Below are 16588 nucleotides of genomic sequence, written 5' to 3'. Positions count from 1 at the left end.
CGGAAGAGGGGACAGCGGCTCCCCTGCCGCTTCAGCCGCCGGTCGTCGTGCGACCAGACACGACGACGGGCGGCCAGGCGCTCGCCTCGACCAGCGCGACGTCCCGGATCCCGTCTGGCTCCAGGTCGAAGCCCTCGTCCAGCGGGATGCGGCCTGCCCCGCAGGGCACGCGCACGGACGACGATGCGGCCGCCGAGCTCAGCCTCAGCTGCCCGCTCCGGGCACGATAGCCGGGCTCGCCGGCACGGCGCTCGTATGACGACTCATCGTCCTGTCTCCCGAGCGTCGGCTCCGTCCGCAGGTCGGCCAGAGCGTCGCGGCTCTCGCCCCCCAAGAGGCGGACAGCCTTGAGTGCGCTGTCCGGCCCGACCGGATCGGAATCCGGTCCGACCTGCAGATCCACCGCCAGCGCCTCCCACTGCCGGTCGCCGAATCCCCAGTTCCGATCGAGATCCAGGAAGCCGCCGAGCTCGTCCTCCACGACGAATGTGACGGACCCGGGGCCGTCGATCGACACGTCGCAGTGCGTCTCGTGGCTGAGCACGCCCTGCCGCGTCCAGACCCGCAGCCGCAGCCTTCCCCGCAGCCGCAGCGGGCGGTCGCACACCACGTGCGCGTGCAGTCCGGCCAGCCCCTCGTCGGTGAGCAGCACCGCGACCGGGGCGCAGGCACGGCGCATGGCGTACCAGGTGGCCTTGGGCAGGCCCTCGGAGTCGAGCAGCCCCCAGCCGGCCCCCGGCACCAGGTCCCGGGCCGCGAGGATGATCACGCCGTCGCAGCGCGACCCCGGGCGGCGCAGATCGGCCAGGGTGCGCTCCACGGCCCGGGCCGATGCCGCGCGCTCCAGCCGCAGCTGCTCCTCGCGGACGAGCCCCTCCCAGTCCACGTCCCCGGGATGATCGGCCACCAATCCCGTGGCACCGCGGTCAGCCTCGATCCCCGGAGCGATCCAGCGCCGGGCGTAGTGCGCGGCGATGTCCTCGAAGTCCCATTCGGCCCCCGGATCCCGGGCCGCCGCCGCGGACCATGCCGCGCGGGCGGCCTCGTCGTGATCGGCCGTCGCAGAGCCGAAGGCGGCCTCGATCGCTTCGGGGCGGGGCGGGCACCCGAAGGCCAGGGCCTCGGCCGCGAAGCGCACGCCGCTGAGGCGGGCGTCCGTCAGCGGCCGGCGGTAGGCGCCCACGCCGAACCAGTGGGAGATCCCCTGATCGGGGCGGGTGGGCGGCTGCCCGCCGCACGGACTCGTGGGCACGTGCACGGCCTGCGGGACGAGCTCGGCGCTCAGGCGCGGGATCAGCTCGTCGATCGCGGTCATGGTCATCTCCTGCGGGCTGCGGCCCCACAGCACGGGCTGCTGCAGGACCTCGTTGCCGCCGGAGACCACCGCCAGGCACGGGTGCGCCCCCAGGCGCGGCAGCCAGGTCCGCAGCTCGGCCTCGAGCAGCCCCAGCCATTCGGGATCCTCCGGTGGATCGAGGGTGGCCAGCATGGCGTCCTGCCAGACCATCAGGCCCAACCGGTCGCAGGCCTCGTAGAAGGCCGGGGACTCCCAGGCTCCGGTGCCGGAGATCCGCAGGATGTTGGCGCCGGCAGCGGCCATGGCTCGCACCGTGCGCTCGATCTTCTCGGCCGCTGCGCCCAGGCTCAGCGGGTCCACGGGCGCCCAGACGGCGCCGCGGGCGAAGACCGGGCGGCCGTTGACGATCAGCCGGAAGCCGCCGTCGTCGGTCTGCGCCTCCAGGCGGCGGAATCCGACGCTGCGCCGGGCCAGCGGCTGCAGCTGTCCGGGACGGGATCCGGCGCGCACGGTCAGCTCGTGCAGCGCGGGCTCGCCATGGGTCGCCGGCCACCACAGCGCAGGCTCACGCACCTCGAGTCGCACCCGGCTCTCACCCGCAGGGACCTCGACAGCCGTGACGGCGCCTGCGCAGGCGAGCTCCAGGTGCCCCCCGCGCTCGGCCATGCAGTCCACGAGCACCCGCGCGCTGCGAAGGTCCGCATCGAGCTCGGTGCGCACGCCCGTCAGCTCGATCCCGTGCTGCGGCACAGGCAGCAGGGAGACCTGCCCCCAGGGCCCGATGACGGGAGAGGTGCCGGCCCACGGGATCCGACCGATCAGCGGCGTCCGGCGCCAGCGCAGCGACTGATCCGCCACGAGGCTGGAGCGCCATCGTCCTCGAGGCCGGCGCGGCACGGGCAGCAGGGACAGGGCGCGGCACACGATCGCCAGCTCATGACGGCCCGGCGACGCCGTCAGGTGCACGACCAGGTCGTCCAGCCCGGTCGCCGATGTCGCGGCGCGCCGGCCGTCCCACCAGACCTCGGAGACGGTCGCCACCCCGCGCAGGCTCAGCTCCCACTGCCCCTGCGGCTCGCCGGAGGGCAGCTCGAGGTCGGCGCGCCACCACCAGTCCCGGTCATCCGGCTGCGCCACCGGCTCGCGCCCCGCATCGCGCAGGGCGGCGGCGAGCGTTCCCGGCACGGAGGCGGGCAGGCTCAGCTGCGACAGCTCCTCGAGCCGAGGCCTCAGGATCGAGACCCCGCCCGCGCGCAGCACCGGGGCCTCGGCCTGCTCCCAGGGACCCGTCCAGCCGATCGCCCCGGACTCCGTCCCGTGCAGTGTCCAGTTCAGCCTCCCCAGGGCGACGCCGCCCGAGCCTGTGCCGAGCGGGTCGTCCACGAGCGGGTCGGGACTCATGAGGCGGACTCGGACCCGCCGCCGTCGGCGGCCCAGGAGGCCAGCGCCTCCGCCGCCTGCGCCCAGTGCTCGACCGCGGAGTCCATGGTGGCCGCCAGGGCCGAGGAGCCCCGGCCGCGGGCGAGCCGAGCCAGCTGGAACTGCATGCCCTTGGCCTCCTCCGAGACGGCGGTCCAGGCCTCGACGGCCGGTTCGAGCTCGGGCACCTCGGCATGCCGGCATGCGGCGGCCGCCAGCATGGAGACGACGCCGAGCTGCCGCGTGGTCTCGAAGCACAGCGCGTGGTAGCCCTCCATCCCGTTCTCCCCCAGCCAGGCGAGGCGCGAGCGGAGGATCTCCATGAGATCGGCGACCGGGTTCGTCTGCGGTGCCCGGGCGGCGTGCAGCCGCAGCAGGCGCCGGGTCTGCGCCGCGGCGTCGACGTCCTGCGGGCCGCGCAGCCCCTCCAGGGAGATCAGCTCGGTGTAGGGCGAGGGCACGATCCCCTGGCTGCGGCCCGCGCCCAGCACGTGGTCGAAGTCCGCGCCGTCGAGCCGGTGCAGCCCCTCGTTGTGCAGGTAGACGAGCCCACGCGTGTCGGGATCGACATGCAGCACGACGATCGAGGTCTTGGTGTGATCCTGCCCGTAGGACACGCCTCGGGTGTCCGGCAGCCAGAACGCATCGGCCTCGATCAGCATGGGGTTCCCGAGGCCCAGCTGCAGCATGACCTGCTCCTGCAGTCCCAGCCAGATGTCGTGCTCGCCCACCCGGATCCCGGTGACCTCCTCGAGGTCGCGGTGATCCACCTTCAGGAACTCGAACTGCGTCGCCTGGGCCGTGGCCGCGACAGCCGCTGCGAACAGCGGCTCCGGTGCATGCCCCAGACCGTGCAGCAGCTCGATCCACACGTCCAGGTAGCAATTCGTGTTCGACCAGACGGACTCGTCCCGGTGCAGCGGGTGCTGGATGAAGCCCTCAGGGCTCAGCGCTGCGACCCCGAGTCCGGCGGCGGAGGTCGTCGCGGTCATCCGGTCTCCCCCGTCGGCAGGCCGAGAAGGGCCCGCACCTGCTCGGGCCAGGCCATCAGCTCGGTGCCGTGGACCCGCGCCAGCGCCAGCGCCACGCGCTCCAGGCCGAAGCCGAAGCACGCGGAGTGCGCCATCGAGCCGTCGGCGCCATGCAGGTCGAACTCGGCGCCGAAATGGTCCTCGTGGTAGTTGCCGGAGGCGATCGCCGTGCGGTGGGTGCCGTAGACCGGTGCCGTGATCTCGAACTTCAGCTCGGCCTGCAGCTGCCCCTTGGCCAGCATCACGCCGGCACGGCCGAAGAACGGGTCGTTGGCGCTCTCGATCTCGACATCCAGCCCCAGATCGCGCAGCAGCCCCGAGCCGAGCTCGAGCATGGCCTGACGGTGGGCCAGTGCCTGCTCGGGCGTGCCCACGAGCACGAACTCGAGCATGCGGAAGGAGACGAAGCGCATGGGGTCCGGCGACGGCTCGTTGCGGAAGCAGTCGCCGATCAGCGAGTACACCGTGCCATCGACCTCGCCCCGGGCGGAGCCCAGCTGCAGGGCGCCGTAGAGCGGGTGGCAGGCTGCCGGCACCAGCGCATAGCCGCTGGTCGACATGTGCCCGTCCCACGGCTGCCCGGCCTCGCGGTCGGCCAGCAGCCGCCGGTGGGCCTTCGTGTCGCCCTCGAAGGTGTCGATCGTTCCCAGCAGCTGCGGGAAGCTGGCCACGTAGTCCGTGCGCTCGAGCAGGCTGCGGGCATTGACCGGCGGGAAGCGGACGGCTTCGAGCCGACCGGGGCGGGGCAGGTCCACGGCTCGCTCGCGCGCGGCCAGGATCAGGCCCTGCACGACGGCCTCCATCACCGCCCCGGTGCCCGTGATCCCCTGTCCCAGCGTGGGCAGCAGCCACCCGGCCTGGAGCAGCTCGGCCTCGAAGCGCTGCTCCTGGGAGATCTCCTCCGCGGGAGGCTGCGGCATCCCGGCCTGCGCCCCGCCGCTCATGCCCGCCCCTTGGAGACGGTCAGCAGCGAGGCGCTGCTGTTCAGGATGCGGTCGTTGCTGACCTGCAGCGACGGCCCCATGGCATCGCGCAGCGAGCGAGCGAGCGAGAACGGGCCGGTGTTCGAGTACGAGGCGATGCCCACGATGACCATGGCCTCGGAGACGATCGCGCGCACGGACTCGGAGGTCGAGACCTTGAGCGTGTTCATGGCGATCGCGAAGTGCATGGACGTGGCCAGCTCGGGATCATGGGCGGCCTCCTCGAAGCGGGCGATCGAGCTGCGCACGGTGTCGATCATCGACTGGATCCGCACCTCGAGCTCGGCCAGTCGCAGGGCTCCCGGAGGCGTGGTCCCGGGGTTCGAGCGGGCCTTCTTCTGGATGAAGCGCCGAGCCACGGCACCGGCTCCGGTGGCCAGGCCCAGCCAGGACGACGCCCACAGCGTGTGCGATGCCGGGAGCATGGTCTGTGCGGAGATGGTCGCGAAGTCGACCGGCAGCACCATGTCTGCCGACACTGTGCCCTCCAGCTCGAAGCCCTCGGACATGGTGCCGCGCAGGCCCAGGGCATCCCACTCGCTGGTGCGCTCCAGGCTCAGGTGCTCGCGCGGCACGACCACCAGTGACTGCTCGGAGGCCGGTGCCTCCGGATCACGGCGCGCCGTCACCAGGATCGCGTCGGCGAAGCGCCCGTAGGAGATCACGGGAGCCGACTTGGCCACGGTGACGCTGCCGTCGTCGTGGGCGACGACCGCGCACGACGACGTGCGCGTGTCGCCGCCGATGTTCTTCTCGGTCGTCGAGGAGGCCAGCAGCAGCTGCTCCGCCGCCACCCGGCAGGTGAAGCGCGACAGGGCCGTGTCCTCCTCGAGGTCCACGTGGCGGGTCAGGCACAGCTCCTGGCTGAAGTGCATGGCGATCACCGCGGCCGAGGAGGCGCACACGGCACCCAGGGCCTCCACCAGCCGGCAGATCTCCGTGATCGAACGGCCCAGGCCGCCGTGCACGGCCGGCACGTGAGCGCCCAGGATCAGCTGCTCGCGCGCGGCGTCCAGCATCTCCTGGGGAAATCGACCCTGGGCGTCGACGTCGGCTGCCGCAGCCGCTGCGGCCGCGACCACGGCGTCGATCCGCTCGGACCAGTCCCTGCGCTGCATGTCCTCGCCGGAGCCGCTGCGGTTCTCGCGTGTCGGGGCGCTCACTGCTGCTCCTCGAGTGTGCGCACGACGGCGGCGATGGATTCGAGGCTCTCGAAGGTCTCCTTGGTCAGCATCTGCTCCGGGAACTCGAGGTCGAAGGCGTCCTCCACCCCGAGCATCACATTGACGGAGGCGTGCGAGGTCATCCCCGCCGCGTAGAGGCTGTCGGATTCGGCCAGCGAGCCGGCGTCGCGGGCCAGATGCGCATGCTGCGCGACGACCTGACGGACCTCGGCGATGATCTCTTCGGTGCTGCTCATTCTGCTTCTCCCCGATTCTTCCGGGGGACCTGAGGGGTCCCCCTGTTGTGCGGGAGCGGCTGCGACTGCTGCCCGCAGCCCCTCCGCCGGCAGAACATCGCCGTGCGGATTCCCCGTTCCCCTGTGCTGAGCCCCGGCCGGCATGCCGCGGACCGCCGAGCGGCACTTCGCGGCATCCCCCGGCCTCCGGGACGCATCCAGCGTCCCCGGGGCCGTCCCCGCCTCGATCCTCCCCCCAGGTGACCGTCCCGACAGCGCGACGGCTCTCGCCGTCGCGGACAGGAACACCGTCTCCCCCGTCTGCGCAGTGCGCGCAGCGGGCACGGTGGTCGAGGCCACTGCCAGGAAGCTGCGGATCCCCCGTCGCCGCGCCAGGAGCGCGGCCGATCCATGCAGCTGCACCCGATGAGCGGTCTGCTCCTCGGATCCGGTCCCCTCGGCGGAGGATCGCCGTCGGATCGGTGCACATCGTATGTCAGTCCATGAAATCGGATCTGAGGCGCTGAGGTCCAGACATTTCATGACAGTTTCCTTGAGCGCCACCAAAAGGGCCACACGCGCCGTGAGCTCCGGATCGGGTGCGGCCCCCTCCGCCGGCGCATCCAGGCCGACCCTCTCCTGGGGGTGGAGCACACGACGGAGGTAGGCCGGGCCGAAAGATTCGATCGCCTCCGCCACCGGCCCGTGGGCCTGGATGTCGCAGCCCACCGCGACGACGCGGCGGGAGGCCTGCGGCGCAGCGGACATGGCGAGCTCCTTCGATCAGCCCAGCCGCGGATCAGCGGCTCGGACCGGCATATCCTGCCAGCTCCGCGGAGCCCTTGGTCTCGCGCGTCACCCCGTCGACGATCTGCGTCGCGCTCTGCCGCCCCGGAGCGCCGCGTCCGCCCACGCCCCACGGCCGGACCTCGAGCCCGTAGGCCTGGGCGAGCCTGTCGTGCTGGACACCTGCGCAGTTCTCGCGCAGTGCCCGGTCCTGCTGAGAGACCATCTGCTCGCGAGTGGCGTGCTCAGCGATCCGCTCCCAGCGCTCGGCGAGATCCGAGGGCCGATCGAGCACGACGGGCAGCGACACCTCGTGGAAGGCCTGGATCGAGCGCACGGCGATGGGCCGCCCCAGTTGTGCGGCCTCGAGGACCGTGATCGGGAAGCCCTCCCAGGCCGCCGTGTGCAGGTACAGATCGGCCTCCGCGAGGTGGCGCTCGACCTGTGCAGGAGGGATCCACCCCGTGACCTCGATGCCGGCGGACTCCAGATCCGCCTGCATGGTCTCGTCGCCGCCGCCGACCCACAGCGCGCGCACGGGGTGGCCCTCTGCGCGCACCGCGCGGACCGCAGCGCGGAACCACGCGGGGTCCTTCTGCGCGGTCAGGCGACCCGAGCCCACGATCAGGAGGCCTCGAGGATCCGAGGGCTGCTGCACCAGAGTGGGGGTCGAGTCCGCCTCGAGCTCGGCGATGTTGGGGACGTGGACCAGCTCGACGTCCGAACGCCAGGCGCGCGCCGGCGCCAGCTCGGCGCGCGAGCAGCCGGCCAGGACGTCCGTGCGGTGCAGCAGGACGCGCTCGACGCCGCGGAATGCCGCGCGCTCGAGCCGCGACTTGTCCTCGCGGGCGAACGCCCACGCGTGCGGGGTGTAGACCGAGCGGAAGCCGTCGAGCCCGATGCCGGCGACGCGGGCCCACACTCCGGCGTAGCTGGAGTGCGAGTGCACGACGGCCGGATGCAGCTCGCGGATGGTCTCGCGGACGGTGCGCACCGCACCCAGCTGACCGCCGGTGATGGCGGTGACGGAGGCGAAGTCCTGGCGCCACTGCGCTCCGAGAGCTTCGGCCTCCGGGCGCAGCCGGCACACGATGTGGTGACGAGCCTCGGGCAGATCCCGGACGTAGTCGCGCACGGCTGCGGCCACGCCTCCGCCGAATGCCTCGACGACGTGCAGGACGTCGATGGCAGGGCTGTGCTCCATGCGGTTCCCCCTAGCGGCCGGGCGGATCGACCCGGCTCAGAACAGCGCCGCGGATCGAGCCCCTCGATCGCTGCGACGCCGGATGAAGATGTTCGAGGCCCGCTCCCCCGAGCGACGACCCCGGCGAGCGACTCTACGCGTCGAGCGGCTCGGACTCGGCGTTCGGGACCTCCACTTGACCCCACAGATGCGCAGGGACGTCCCCTCACCTGTCGATCTCCGGCTCGCGTCGAGGGCCGTCCCAGGTCTCGCCGTAGAATGGCCGATGAATGACAGTGCGCGATCGGCCCCACCGCATTTTCGGCCAGGCGCGGTCGCCGCGTGCTCGACCAAGCTCCCGTCGTCGTCCCAGCAGGAGGAGTCCCATGGCCGTCAACGCCAGCCAGACCATCAATGCCCCCGTCGAGAAGGTCATCGAGACCTTCACCGATGAGGCCTTCAACCGCCATGTCGCCGAGCGCGGCGGCGCGACCCTGGTGTCCCAGAACGTCGAGGGCGACACCTCGGGTCCGTTCAAGGTCACGATCGTGCGCAGCATGGGCGCGGAGAAGCTGCCGGACATCGCGAAGAAGTTCGTCAAGGGCGGACTCACCGTGACCCAGGTCGATACCTGGTCCGGTCCTCGCGACAACGGCTCCCGCGACATCCAGACCGAGGTCTCCGTGGGCGGCATGCCCGTCTCGGGCTCCGGCACGCAGACCCTGACCGCCAAGGGCGAGACCACCGACGTCGCCGTGGACGTCACCGTCAAGGCCAACATCCCGCTGGTCGGCGGCAAGGTCGCCTCGGCCGCCGAGCCCTATGTGGGCAAGGCCCTGAGCCTGCAGTCCCGAGAGGCCGACGCCTGGATCGCCTCGCACTGACCCGCCCGGCGGCTGTCCTGGCCGCACCGGCTGCGCGCCCCGGAACCCCGCCACGCAGCAGGGTCCCGGGGCGTCGTCATCTCCGGCGCCATCGGCACTTCGACGCGACGCAGGCAACTGCGGTCGTAGACTGGCCCGATCCGCGGCCGGTGCCCAGCACGGGTCGATGCCATGCCGCACGGAAGGTCCCCGATGTCCCAAGCCCAGTCAGCCAGCAGATCGCCTCTGCTCCGTCTCGGACATGCCCTGCGCCAGGACCTGGTGGGCGGCGTGCTGCTGCTCGTGGCGCTGGTGGCCGCCCTGGTGCTGGCCAACACGCCGGCCGAGTCCTTCTACTTCGGACTGCGCGATGCCGAGGTGGGCATCCACTCCGTCCCCGGGCTGACCCACACCGTCGGCGAATGGGCCGCCGACGGGCTCCTGGCGATCTTCTTCTTCCTGACCGGCCTGGAGCTCAAGGCCTCCTTCGTGGACGGCGAGCTGCGCAATCCGGCCAAGGCCGCCGTGCCGATCGTGGCGGCTTTCGGCGGCGCCGCCGTGCCGGCGATCATCTACGCGGTGCTCAACCTGACCGCCGGCTCGGACCCCTCGACCATTCAGGGCTGGGCCATTCCCACCGCCACGGACATCGCCTTCGCCGTCTCGGTGCTGGCCGTGGTGGGCTCCGCGCTGCCGGTGGCCATGCGCACCTTCCTTCTGACGCTGGCCGTGGTCGATGACCTCATCGCGATCGTCATCATCGCCATCTTCTACAGCCACGGCTTCAGCTTCCTGCCCCTGCTGGCCTCGTTCGCCGTGCTGGCCGTGTACTGGGTGCTGACCCACCGCTTCGCCTCGTTCTTCATGGCGCGGGCCTGGGCCGCCTGGGTCATCCTGCTGCCCCTGGGCTTCGTGGTCTGGATCCTGATGTACAACAGCGGCATCCACGCCACGATCGCCGGCGTGCTGCTCGGCTTCGCGACGCCTGTGCTGAAGACCCGTCCGCACGTGATCAACGACGAGGACCCCGCCCAGGGCCTGGCCCCGACCCTCGAGCACCGCTTCCGCCCGCTGTCCAACGGACTGGCCGTTCCGATCTTCGCCTTCTTCTCCGCCGGTGTGGCCGTCGGAGGCGTCGAGGGCATCCGCTCGGCGGCCACCGACACCGTGGCCGTCGGCATCGTGCTGGGACTGGTCTTCGGCAAGATGATCGGCGTCTTCAGCTCCGCTTGGCTGATGGACCGGTTCACCCCTGCCAGCAAGGACCGCGACTACCAGTGGATCGACATGGCGGGCCTGGCCATGGTGGCCGGCATCGGCTTCACGGTCTCGCTGCTGGTCGCCGAGCTGTCCTTCGGCATCGGCTCCCCGCACAACGACCATGCGAAGGTCGGCATCCTCTTCGGCTCCACGATCGCCGCGCTTGCAGGCGGCGGCCTGCTCGTGGCTCGCAACCGCCACTACAAGAAGCTGCGCGACGAGGGCGCCGAGGTGGACACCATGGGCTGATCGGCGCGCTCGGTTCCGCGCACCGACGACGACGGCGCTGCACCTTCTCCAGATGGAAGGTGCAGCGCCGTCGTCGTGAGAGACGAGCGCGGACCCGGCGATCAGCCCTGCTGCCCGGCCTGAGCCCGCTCGATCGCCTTCTCGGCCGCGACCCAGCCCAGCGCCGCGCACTTCACCCGGGCGACGAAGCGCGAGACGCCGGCGAAGGCCGCGGCATCGCCCAGCAGCTCGACATCCGGCTCGATGCGACCGCGCGAGTGCAGCATCTCTCGGAAGGCGTCCAGCTGCTCGCGCAGCTGCTCCAGGGACGAGCCGGGCGCCATCTCCGAGAGCACGGAGGCCGCGGCCATGGAGATCGAGCAGCCATCGCCCTCCCAGGTCACGGACTCGACGGTCTCACCGCGCAGGCCCACCCGCAGCCGGATCTCATCGCCGCAGGTGGGGTTGTACTCGTGGTCCGCCCCGGCGGCGCTCTCCTGCCCCACCGGCTCCGTGACGGCGTCCTTGCCGGGCAGCTCCCGGATCTCGGCCGCCAGGCCCTCGCCGACGCGGCGCTTGGAGTGGTCCAGGATCACCTCCTGGTACATCTGATCGAGCTCGCTCATGCTCTCTCCTTCCCGCTACTGGCGGCGCTGGTGTCCTCGTCGACCCGGAAGTAGGCTCGCACCTTCCCCAGCTCCTCCAGGAACCGGTCGATGTCCTCCGTGGTGCTGTGCACGTAGGCACTGGCCCGTGTGGTCGCCGCGGTGCCGAGCCGCCGGTGCAGCGGTTGGGCGCAGTGGTGCCCCACGCGCACGGCCACCCCTGCGACGTCGAGCAGCTGGCCGACGTCGTGGGAGTGCACGCCGTCCACCACCACGGAGGCCAGGCCCACGCGGGGCTCCCCGGCTGGCGGGCCCACGAGCTGGATTCCGGGCAGCTGCTCGATGCCGGCGGCCAGGCGCTGGCCGAGCTCGGCCTCGCGGGCCTCGATCCGGGACATGCCGATGCCCTCGAGGAAGCGCACGGCCTCCGCCAGGGCGACCGCCTGGGAGATGCGCTGGGTGCCGGCCTCGAACCGGGTGGGGGCCGGCATGTACTCGCTGGACTCCATGGTGACCCGCGTGATCATGGACCCGCCGGTCAGGAAGGTGGGCAGCGCCTCGAGCAGCTCGCGGCGGCCCCAGAGCGCGCCGATGCCCGTGGGCCCGAGCATCTTGTGCCCGGAGAACACGGCGAAGTCGACGTCGAGGGCATGGAAGTCCACCGGGAGGTGCGGCACCGACTGGCAGGCGTCGAGCACCACGAGCGCTCCCACCCGGCGGGCCGCCGCGACCAGCGCGGAGACGTCGTGGACGGCGCCGGTGACGTTGGAGACGTGGGCGAAGGCCAGCACCCTGGTCCGCTCGGTCACGACCTCCTCGAGGGACTCGAGATCGAGCAGCCCCCGGTCATCGACCGGGATCCAGCGCAGCGAGGCTCCGGTGCGAGCGCACAGCTCCTGCCACGGCACCAGGTTGGCGTGGTGCTCGGCCTCGGTGATCACGATCTCGTCGCCGGGCCCCAGACGGAAGCGCTGCGAGGCCTCGGTGGCACCGTTGGAGCCTGCGGTCGCGTTCGAGAAGGCGTAGGTGAGCAGGTTCAGGCCCTCGGTCGCGTTCGAGGTCCACACGATCTCCTCCTCCTGCGCGCCGACGAAGCCGGCGACCGTGCGGCGAGCGTCCTCGAAGGCGTCCGTGGCCTCGACGGCCAGGGTGTGCGCGCCGCGGTGCACGGCGGCGTAGGACGTCTCCAGGAAGGAGCGCTCGGCATCCAGCACGCTGACGGGGCGCTGGGAGGTGGCCCCGGAGTCCAGGTAGACCAGCCTGCGGCCGTCGAGCTCGCGCTGCAGGATCGGGAAGTCGGCGGCCAGGCGCCGAGCCTCGGCGTCGTCGAGGGGTCCGTTCGGGGTGTCCATGTCGAAATGCCTCCATCGCGTCGGGCCCGTCCGGCGCACGAGGCGCGGGACGGACTATCCACGGTAGTCCAGGGCTCCGACGGCCCAGCGGAGCCTCAGGAGCTGTGGAAGGCGTTCTGGGCGGCGGTGAGGCCGTCGTCGATGATCCGCTCGACGGCATCGGCCGCCCGGTCCAGGTGCAGCGGCAGGTCCTTGGCCTCGGCCGAGCCGAACGGGCGCAGCACGTAGTCCGCGGTGTCCATGCGCCCCGGAGGACGCCCCACGCCCACACGCACTCGGAGGTAGTCCTTGGTGCCCGCGGCCTTGGAGATGTCGCGCAGCCCGTTGTGCCCGCCCTCGCCGCCGCCGCGCTTGAGGCGCAGGGTATCGAAGGGGATGTCGAGCTCGTCGTGGACCACGATCAGCTGCTCGGCGGTGGCGTCGTAGTACTTCAGCAGCGCGCTCACCGGCCCGCCCGACGTGTTCATGTACGTCAGCGGCTTGGCCAGCACCAGGCGCGGGCCGCCCGGGCGCAGGCGGGTCTCGATGACCTGGGCCCGCGACCTGTGCGCCGAGAAGCTGCCTCCGGTGCGGCCGGCGAGCTCGTCCAGCACCATCTGGCCCACGTTGTGGCGGGTGGCCGCGTACTGGGGACCGGGATTGCCCAGTCCCACCACGATCCAGCGATCGGTCGTCATGCGGGGCTGCTCCTCGAAGTGCTCGTCGTCGTCATCGTGTCCGTGGCGCACACCGTGCGCTCGGTCCATCCTGCCCGCTCGCGCGCCAGGACGACGATGGCACCCCGTCGCGCGGACGGGGTGCCATCGGGATCCGGCGCGCCGTCGGCCGGAGCCGGGCGCACAGGGGGATCACTCGGAGTCGGAGGACTCCTCGTCGGAAGCCTCGCCGCCCTCGGACTCGCCCGACTCCTCGCCGGACTCGCCCTCGGCGCCCTCGGTCTCCTCGTCCTCCGGCTCCTCGCCGAGATCCTGCTCGATGGGCTCGGAGACGTTGATGACCATGGTCTCGGGGTCGGTGAGGACCTCGACGCCCGACGGCACCACGATGTCCGACACGAGCGCGTGCTCGCCCGGCGTGCGGCCCTCGATGTCGAGCTCGACCTGCTCCGGGACGTTCAGGGCGTCGGCCATGACGGTGATAGTGGTCTCCTCCTGCGTGTAGATCGCGGAGGGGTCGACCTCGCCGGTGACGTTGATCGGCAGGTCGACCTCGACCTTCTGGCCGCGCTTCACCGTCAGCAGATCGATGTGGTAGATCTCCGGGCGGATCGGGTGGCGCTGGACGTCCTTGAGCATGGCCAGGTGCTTCTGGCCGTCATCGGCCAGGACCTCGATCACGGCGTTGGCATTGCGGGAGATCAGCATCATGTCGTGGCCCGGCAGGGACACGTGGATGGGATCGTGACCGGCGCCGTAGATGACGGCGGGGATCTTGTCGGCCTGGCGGATGCGGCGGGCGTAGCCCTTGCCGAAGTCGGTGCGGACCTCGCCGGGGACCTTGGTGGTATCAGCCATGGTGGCTCCTCCTGATGCAACGGGTTCTCGTGGTGGTTCATCGGTGCCGATCGGCGAGCGACCGGGACCTTCAGCCTCCACGGCTTTCCGGACACGAATGCGAGGCATCCGATCGGATCATCCCGCGCGCTGGATCCGCGAGCCTCGAGCTCCGGATGCGCTGGAAGAGCAGGTACCAGCCTCGTCGATCACGGGAGTCCGCGGGATCTCACCCGCGCGCTCCCCTCGCCTCGGCAGCCCGCACAGCATACCAGCCTGCGCTCACGACCCCGGAATGCGGACATCGCCCCATGTCACACGGTTCGAGCTGCCCCCGGCTCGCTCGAGGCCCCGACCAAGAGACCACAGCAGAGAACACCCATATCGGGCTCCGGACTCGTAGGATGGGCCTGTGGGATGCTCGCGCACCCGCTCGAGATCAGCCGTGGGGACGGCGGATTCCGAGCAGGTCGCGGGCGCTGACCCGCATCAGCATCGCAGGAAAGCATCGGGACGCCCCTAGCAGCGCGTGGCCCTTCGACGGCGCCGTCATCGCACGACGTACCCGCGGCAGTGCCGCGGCGACGATCAGGGACCAGGCGCGATCGCCTCGGTGCATTCCACCAGGGGGAGGAATCATCCATGAGCAGGTCGCTCGGCACATCGCCGCAGACCGATCGCCGCACGACCGCCCGGGAGTACCGCTCGCAGCGCCGCGCGCACCCGTCGCAGGGCGCGGGCTCAGGCCCCGCGGCCACCACGGAGCACAAGGGGTCTGCGCGCCACGACCCTGCCCCTCTGCCCCGCCGGCCCGACGGCAGCGGCGGGGAGCCGACCACCGGCCCCATCCGCATCATCCCCACCCCGGATGCCCCGTCCCGCCCGCTGCCGACCGCCACGGAGCAGCAGTGGCGCACCGGATACGTCACCCGCATGCGGATCGTGGACGCCCTGGCCATCGTGGTCACGCTCGTGCTGGCACAGGTGGCCCGCTTCAGCCTCCCCGATGCCCAGGCCGAGCTGATCATCGGCCGGTTCGGCATCCACTACCTCGTGGTGGGCCTGATCATCGGCCTGCTGTGGTGGTGCGCGCTGGATCTGCGCGGTACCCGAGCCGTGCGCCTGATCGGCAGCGGCATGGAGGAGGCCCGGCAGGTCCTCACCGCGACCCTGATGGTCTTCAGCGCCGTGGCGATCGTCTCCTACGCCCTGGCGCTGCCCGTGGCGCGCGGCTACGTGCTCGTGGCTCTGCCGGCCGGTGCGGCGCTGCTGATCCTGGGCCGCGTGATGCTGCGCTCCCAGCTGATCCGCCGCCGTCGCGCGGGCGAGGCCATGGCGCCCACCATGATCGTGGGCCGTCGTCGCGGCGCCCTCGAGACTGCCGAGTCGCTGCGCGCGCACGTCGAGTCCGGGCTGGACCCGGTGGCGGTCTACGCCCCCACCACGCGCAAGCAGATGCCCTCGAATCTCGAGGAGATCGAGATCCCCAATGCCCTGGCCCCCGACCAGACCCCCTCGGTCTCCGGAATCCTGGAGGCCGTGCGCCGCCACCGCATCCAGACGCTGGTGCTGACCAACAGCTCGCCGCTGACCTCGGCCGAGATCCGCCACCTCTCCTGGTACCTCGCCGATGCCCACGTGCGACTCGTGCTCAACACCGGGCTCACGGACATCGCAGGGCCCCGCATCCACACGCAGCAGGTCGCCGGTCTGCCCCTGATCCACGTGGCCACCCCGCGCATGACCCGCTCGCGACGGATCCTCAAGCGCCTGGTCGACATCGTGGGCGCGCTGGGAGCGCTGATCGCGTTCTCGCCGATCATGCTGGTCGTGGCTCTGGCGGTGAAGGCCCACGACCGCGGCCCCGTCCTGTTCCGCCAGCAGCGCGTGGGCCTGGACGGGACGCACTTCAAGATGCTCAAGTTCCGGTCCATGTACACGGATGCCGAGGAGCGCAAGGCGGCCCTGCTGGCGGAGAACGAATCCGGCGGCGACGTCCTGTTCAAGATGAAGGACGATCCCCGCGTGACCGGCCCCGGCAAGGTGCTGCGCCGCTACAGCCTCGACGAGCTGCCCCAGTTCCTCAACGTCCTGCGCGGAGACATGTCGCTCGTGGGACCCCGTCCCCCGCTGGACTCCGAGGTCAGCAAGTACGACTCGTACGTGCACCGCCGCCTGCGGGTCAAGCCCGGCATCACGGGCCTGTGGCAGGTGTCGGGACGCTCGGACCTCGACTGGGAGCAGGCAGTGCGCCTGGACCTCTATTACGTCGAGAACTGGTCGGTGCTCGAGGACCTGCTGATCCTCCTGCGCACCGTGAAGGCCGTCTTCGCCCACGAAGGCGCCTACTGAGTCTCAGCCCAGCGCGGACGCCGTGAGCTCGGCGACACTGGCCGCCGGCTCCGATCCCGCTCCGGCGACCTCCTCGAGGCCGCGCCACCGGTACCGGCGGCGCGGCCTCGAGGCGTCTGCCGCGGCATCGCGCGGCTGTCCCCCAACCTGTTATTGATCTGTTCGTGATCTGCGCAGATGCGCGCGATCAGTAGCGATACACCTTTGTATCGTGATTCCCCAGAAATTGCTGATAACGACCTGATAAATAACCCGAGACTCGCTTATGCTTTGAGGCGTCCGCGCGCCCGGGTGCGTCGCGGATGCCTCAAAGCATAAGCGAGTCTCGGGTTATTTA

The 16588-nt window shown here is 71.3% G+C and carries 13 protein-coding genes and 1 pseudogene; 3 read left to right on the top strand and 11 right to left on the bottom strand.

Annotation, left to right across the window (positions count from 1 at the left end):
- Positions 1-31: 31 nt before the first annotated feature.
- The 7 genes and pseudogenes from FFS25_RS09980 to FFS25_RS09955 form a co-directional block, all read right to left on the bottom strand.
- Positions 32-2698, bottom strand: coding sequence for a glycoside hydrolase family 2 protein (locus FFS25_RS09980; protein ID WP_137802799.1), 2667 nt, complete (start codon positions 2696-2698; stop codon positions 32-34).
- The gene (locus FFS25_RS09975) at positions 2695-3708 is read right to left on the bottom strand and encodes a DUF1839 family protein (protein ID WP_137802798.1); all 1014 of its coding nucleotides are present in this window, start codon (positions 3706-3708) and stop codon (positions 2695-2697) included. Before FFS25_RS09975 ends, FFS25_RS09980 begins: the two co-directional genes overlap by 4 nt.
- Positions 3705-4691: a class-II aminoacyl-tRNA synthetase family protein gene (locus FFS25_RS09970; protein ID WP_235586792.1), complete on the bottom strand. Its 987-nt coding sequence runs from the start codon at positions 4689-4691 to the stop codon at positions 3705-3707. The genes FFS25_RS09975 and FFS25_RS09970 overlap by 4 nt, the downstream gene beginning before the upstream one ends.
- On the bottom strand, positions 4688-5893 hold the full coding sequence (locus FFS25_RS09965; protein ID WP_137802797.1) for an acyl-CoA dehydrogenase family protein: 1206 nt from the start codon (positions 5891-5893) through the stop codon (positions 4688-4690). Before FFS25_RS09965 ends, FFS25_RS09970 begins: the two co-directional genes overlap by 4 nt.
- The gene (locus tag FFS25_RS13810) at positions 5890-6150 is read right to left on the bottom strand and encodes an acyl carrier protein (protein WP_249933858.1); all 261 of its coding nucleotides are present in this window, start codon (positions 6148-6150) and stop codon (positions 5890-5892) included. Before FFS25_RS13810 ends, FFS25_RS09965 begins: the two co-directional genes overlap by 4 nt.
- Positions 6151-6585: 435 nt before the next feature.
- Positions 6586-6897: pseudogene (locus tag FFS25_RS14160) on the bottom strand (4'-phosphopantetheinyl transferase family protein); the annotation flags it as partial.
- Between the two features lie 31 nt (positions 6898-6928).
- Positions 6929-8119 carry a glycosyltransferase family 4 protein gene (locus FFS25_RS09955; protein WP_006214202.1) on the bottom strand — a complete coding sequence of 397 codons (1191 nt, stop codon included), beginning with the start codon at positions 8117-8119 and terminating at the stop codon, positions 6929-6931.
- A 365-nt stretch (positions 8120-8484) separates the two neighbouring features.
- Here FFS25_RS09955 and FFS25_RS09950 point away from each other — a divergent pair, with 365 nt between their 5' ends.
- Complete coding sequence (locus FFS25_RS09950) at positions 8485-8982, top strand: DUF2505 domain-containing protein (RefSeq protein ID WP_006214201.1); 498 nt, start codon at positions 8485-8487, stop codon at positions 8980-8982.
- A 192-nt stretch (positions 8983-9174) separates the two neighbouring features.
- Entirely contained in the window at positions 9175-10470 is a 1296-nt protein-coding gene (nhaA, locus tag FFS25_RS09945) for a Na+/H+ antiporter NhaA (protein ID WP_137802795.1), read from the top strand.
- 101 nt (positions 10471-10571) lie between these two features.
- On the opposite strand, the gene sufU is transcribed toward nhaA, so the two are convergent.
- The 4 genes from sufU to FFS25_RS09925 form a co-directional block, all read right to left on the bottom strand.
- The gene (gene sufU, locus FFS25_RS09940; protein ID WP_006214199.1) at positions 10572-11075 is read right to left on the bottom strand and encodes a Fe-S cluster assembly sulfur transfer protein SufU; all 504 of its coding nucleotides are present in this window, start codon (positions 11073-11075) and stop codon (positions 10572-10574) included.
- Positions 11072-12406: a SufS family cysteine desulfurase gene (locus tag FFS25_RS09935; RefSeq protein WP_137802794.1), complete on the bottom strand. Its 1335-nt coding sequence runs from the start codon at positions 12404-12406 to the stop codon at positions 11072-11074. Before FFS25_RS09935 ends, sufU begins: the two co-directional genes overlap by 4 nt.
- A 95-nt stretch (positions 12407-12501) precedes the next feature.
- The gene (pth, locus tag FFS25_RS09930; RefSeq protein WP_137802793.1) at positions 12502-13083 is read right to left on the bottom strand and encodes an aminoacyl-tRNA hydrolase; all 582 of its coding nucleotides are present in this window, start codon (positions 13081-13083) and stop codon (positions 12502-12504) included.
- 171 nt (positions 13084-13254) lie between these two features.
- Complete coding sequence (locus FFS25_RS09925) at positions 13255-13920, bottom strand: 50S ribosomal protein L25/general stress protein Ctc (RefSeq protein WP_006214196.1); 666 nt, start codon at positions 13918-13920, stop codon at positions 13255-13257.
- Between the two features lie 621 nt (positions 13921-14541).
- Here FFS25_RS09925 and FFS25_RS09920 point away from each other — a divergent pair.
- Positions 14542-16251: a sugar transferase gene (locus tag FFS25_RS09920; protein WP_058871753.1), complete on the top strand. Its 1710-nt coding sequence runs from the start codon at positions 14542-14544 to the stop codon at positions 16249-16251.
- Positions 16252-16588: the final 337 nt, after the last annotated feature.

The organism is Kocuria sp. 2SI, from assembly GCF_005502825.1.
GTDB lineage: Bacteria > Actinomycetota > Actinomycetes > Actinomycetales > Micrococcaceae > Kocuria > Kocuria palustris.
The sequence above is the reverse complement of the archived record's forward strand: the minus strand, read 5'-3'. Positions and strand labels throughout refer to the sequence as shown.

Coding starts and splice junctions, on each gene's coding strand:
- sufU (WP_006214199.1), bottom strand. CDS start 11,075: ATGAGCGAGCTCGATCAGATGTACCAGGAGGTGATCCTGGACCACTCC.
- FFS25_RS09925 (WP_006214196.1), bottom strand. CDS start 13,920: ATGGCTGATACCACCAAGGTCCCCGGCGAGGTCCGCACCGACTTCGGC.
- FFS25_RS09920 (WP_058871753.1), top strand. CDS start 14,542: ATGAGCAGGTCGCTCGGCACATCGCCGCAGACCGATCGCCGCACGACC.
- pth (WP_137802793.1), bottom strand. CDS start 13,083: ATGACGACCGATCGCTGGATCGTGGTGGGACTGGGCAATCCCGGTCCC.
- FFS25_RS09935 (WP_137802794.1), bottom strand. CDS start 12,406: ATGGACACCCCGAACGGACCCCTCGACGACGCCGAGGCTCGGCGCCTG.
- nhaA (WP_137802795.1), top strand. CDS start 9,175: ATGTCCCAAGCCCAGTCAGCCAGCAGATCGCCTCTGCTCCGTCTCGGA.
- FFS25_RS09950 (WP_006214201.1), top strand. CDS start 8,485: ATGGCCGTCAACGCCAGCCAGACCATCAATGCCCCCGTCGAGAAGGTC.
- FFS25_RS09970 (WP_235586792.1), bottom strand. CDS start 4,691: ATGAGCGGCGGGGCGCAGGCCGGGATGCCGCAGCCTCCCGCGGAGGAG.
- FFS25_RS09975 (WP_137802798.1), bottom strand. CDS start 3,708: ATGACCGCGACGACCTCCGCCGCCGGACTCGGGGTCGCAGCGCTGAGC.
- FFS25_RS09955 (WP_006214202.1), bottom strand. CDS start 8,119: ATGGAGCACAGCCCTGCCATCGACGTCCTGCACGTCGTCGAGGCATTC.
- FFS25_RS09980 (WP_137802799.1), bottom strand. CDS start 2,698: ATGAGTCCCGACCCGCTCGTGGACGACCCGCTCGGCACAGGCTCGGGC.
- FFS25_RS13810 (WP_249933858.1), bottom strand. CDS start 6,150: ATGAGCAGCACCGAAGAGATCATCGCCGAGGTCCGTCAGGTCGTCGCG.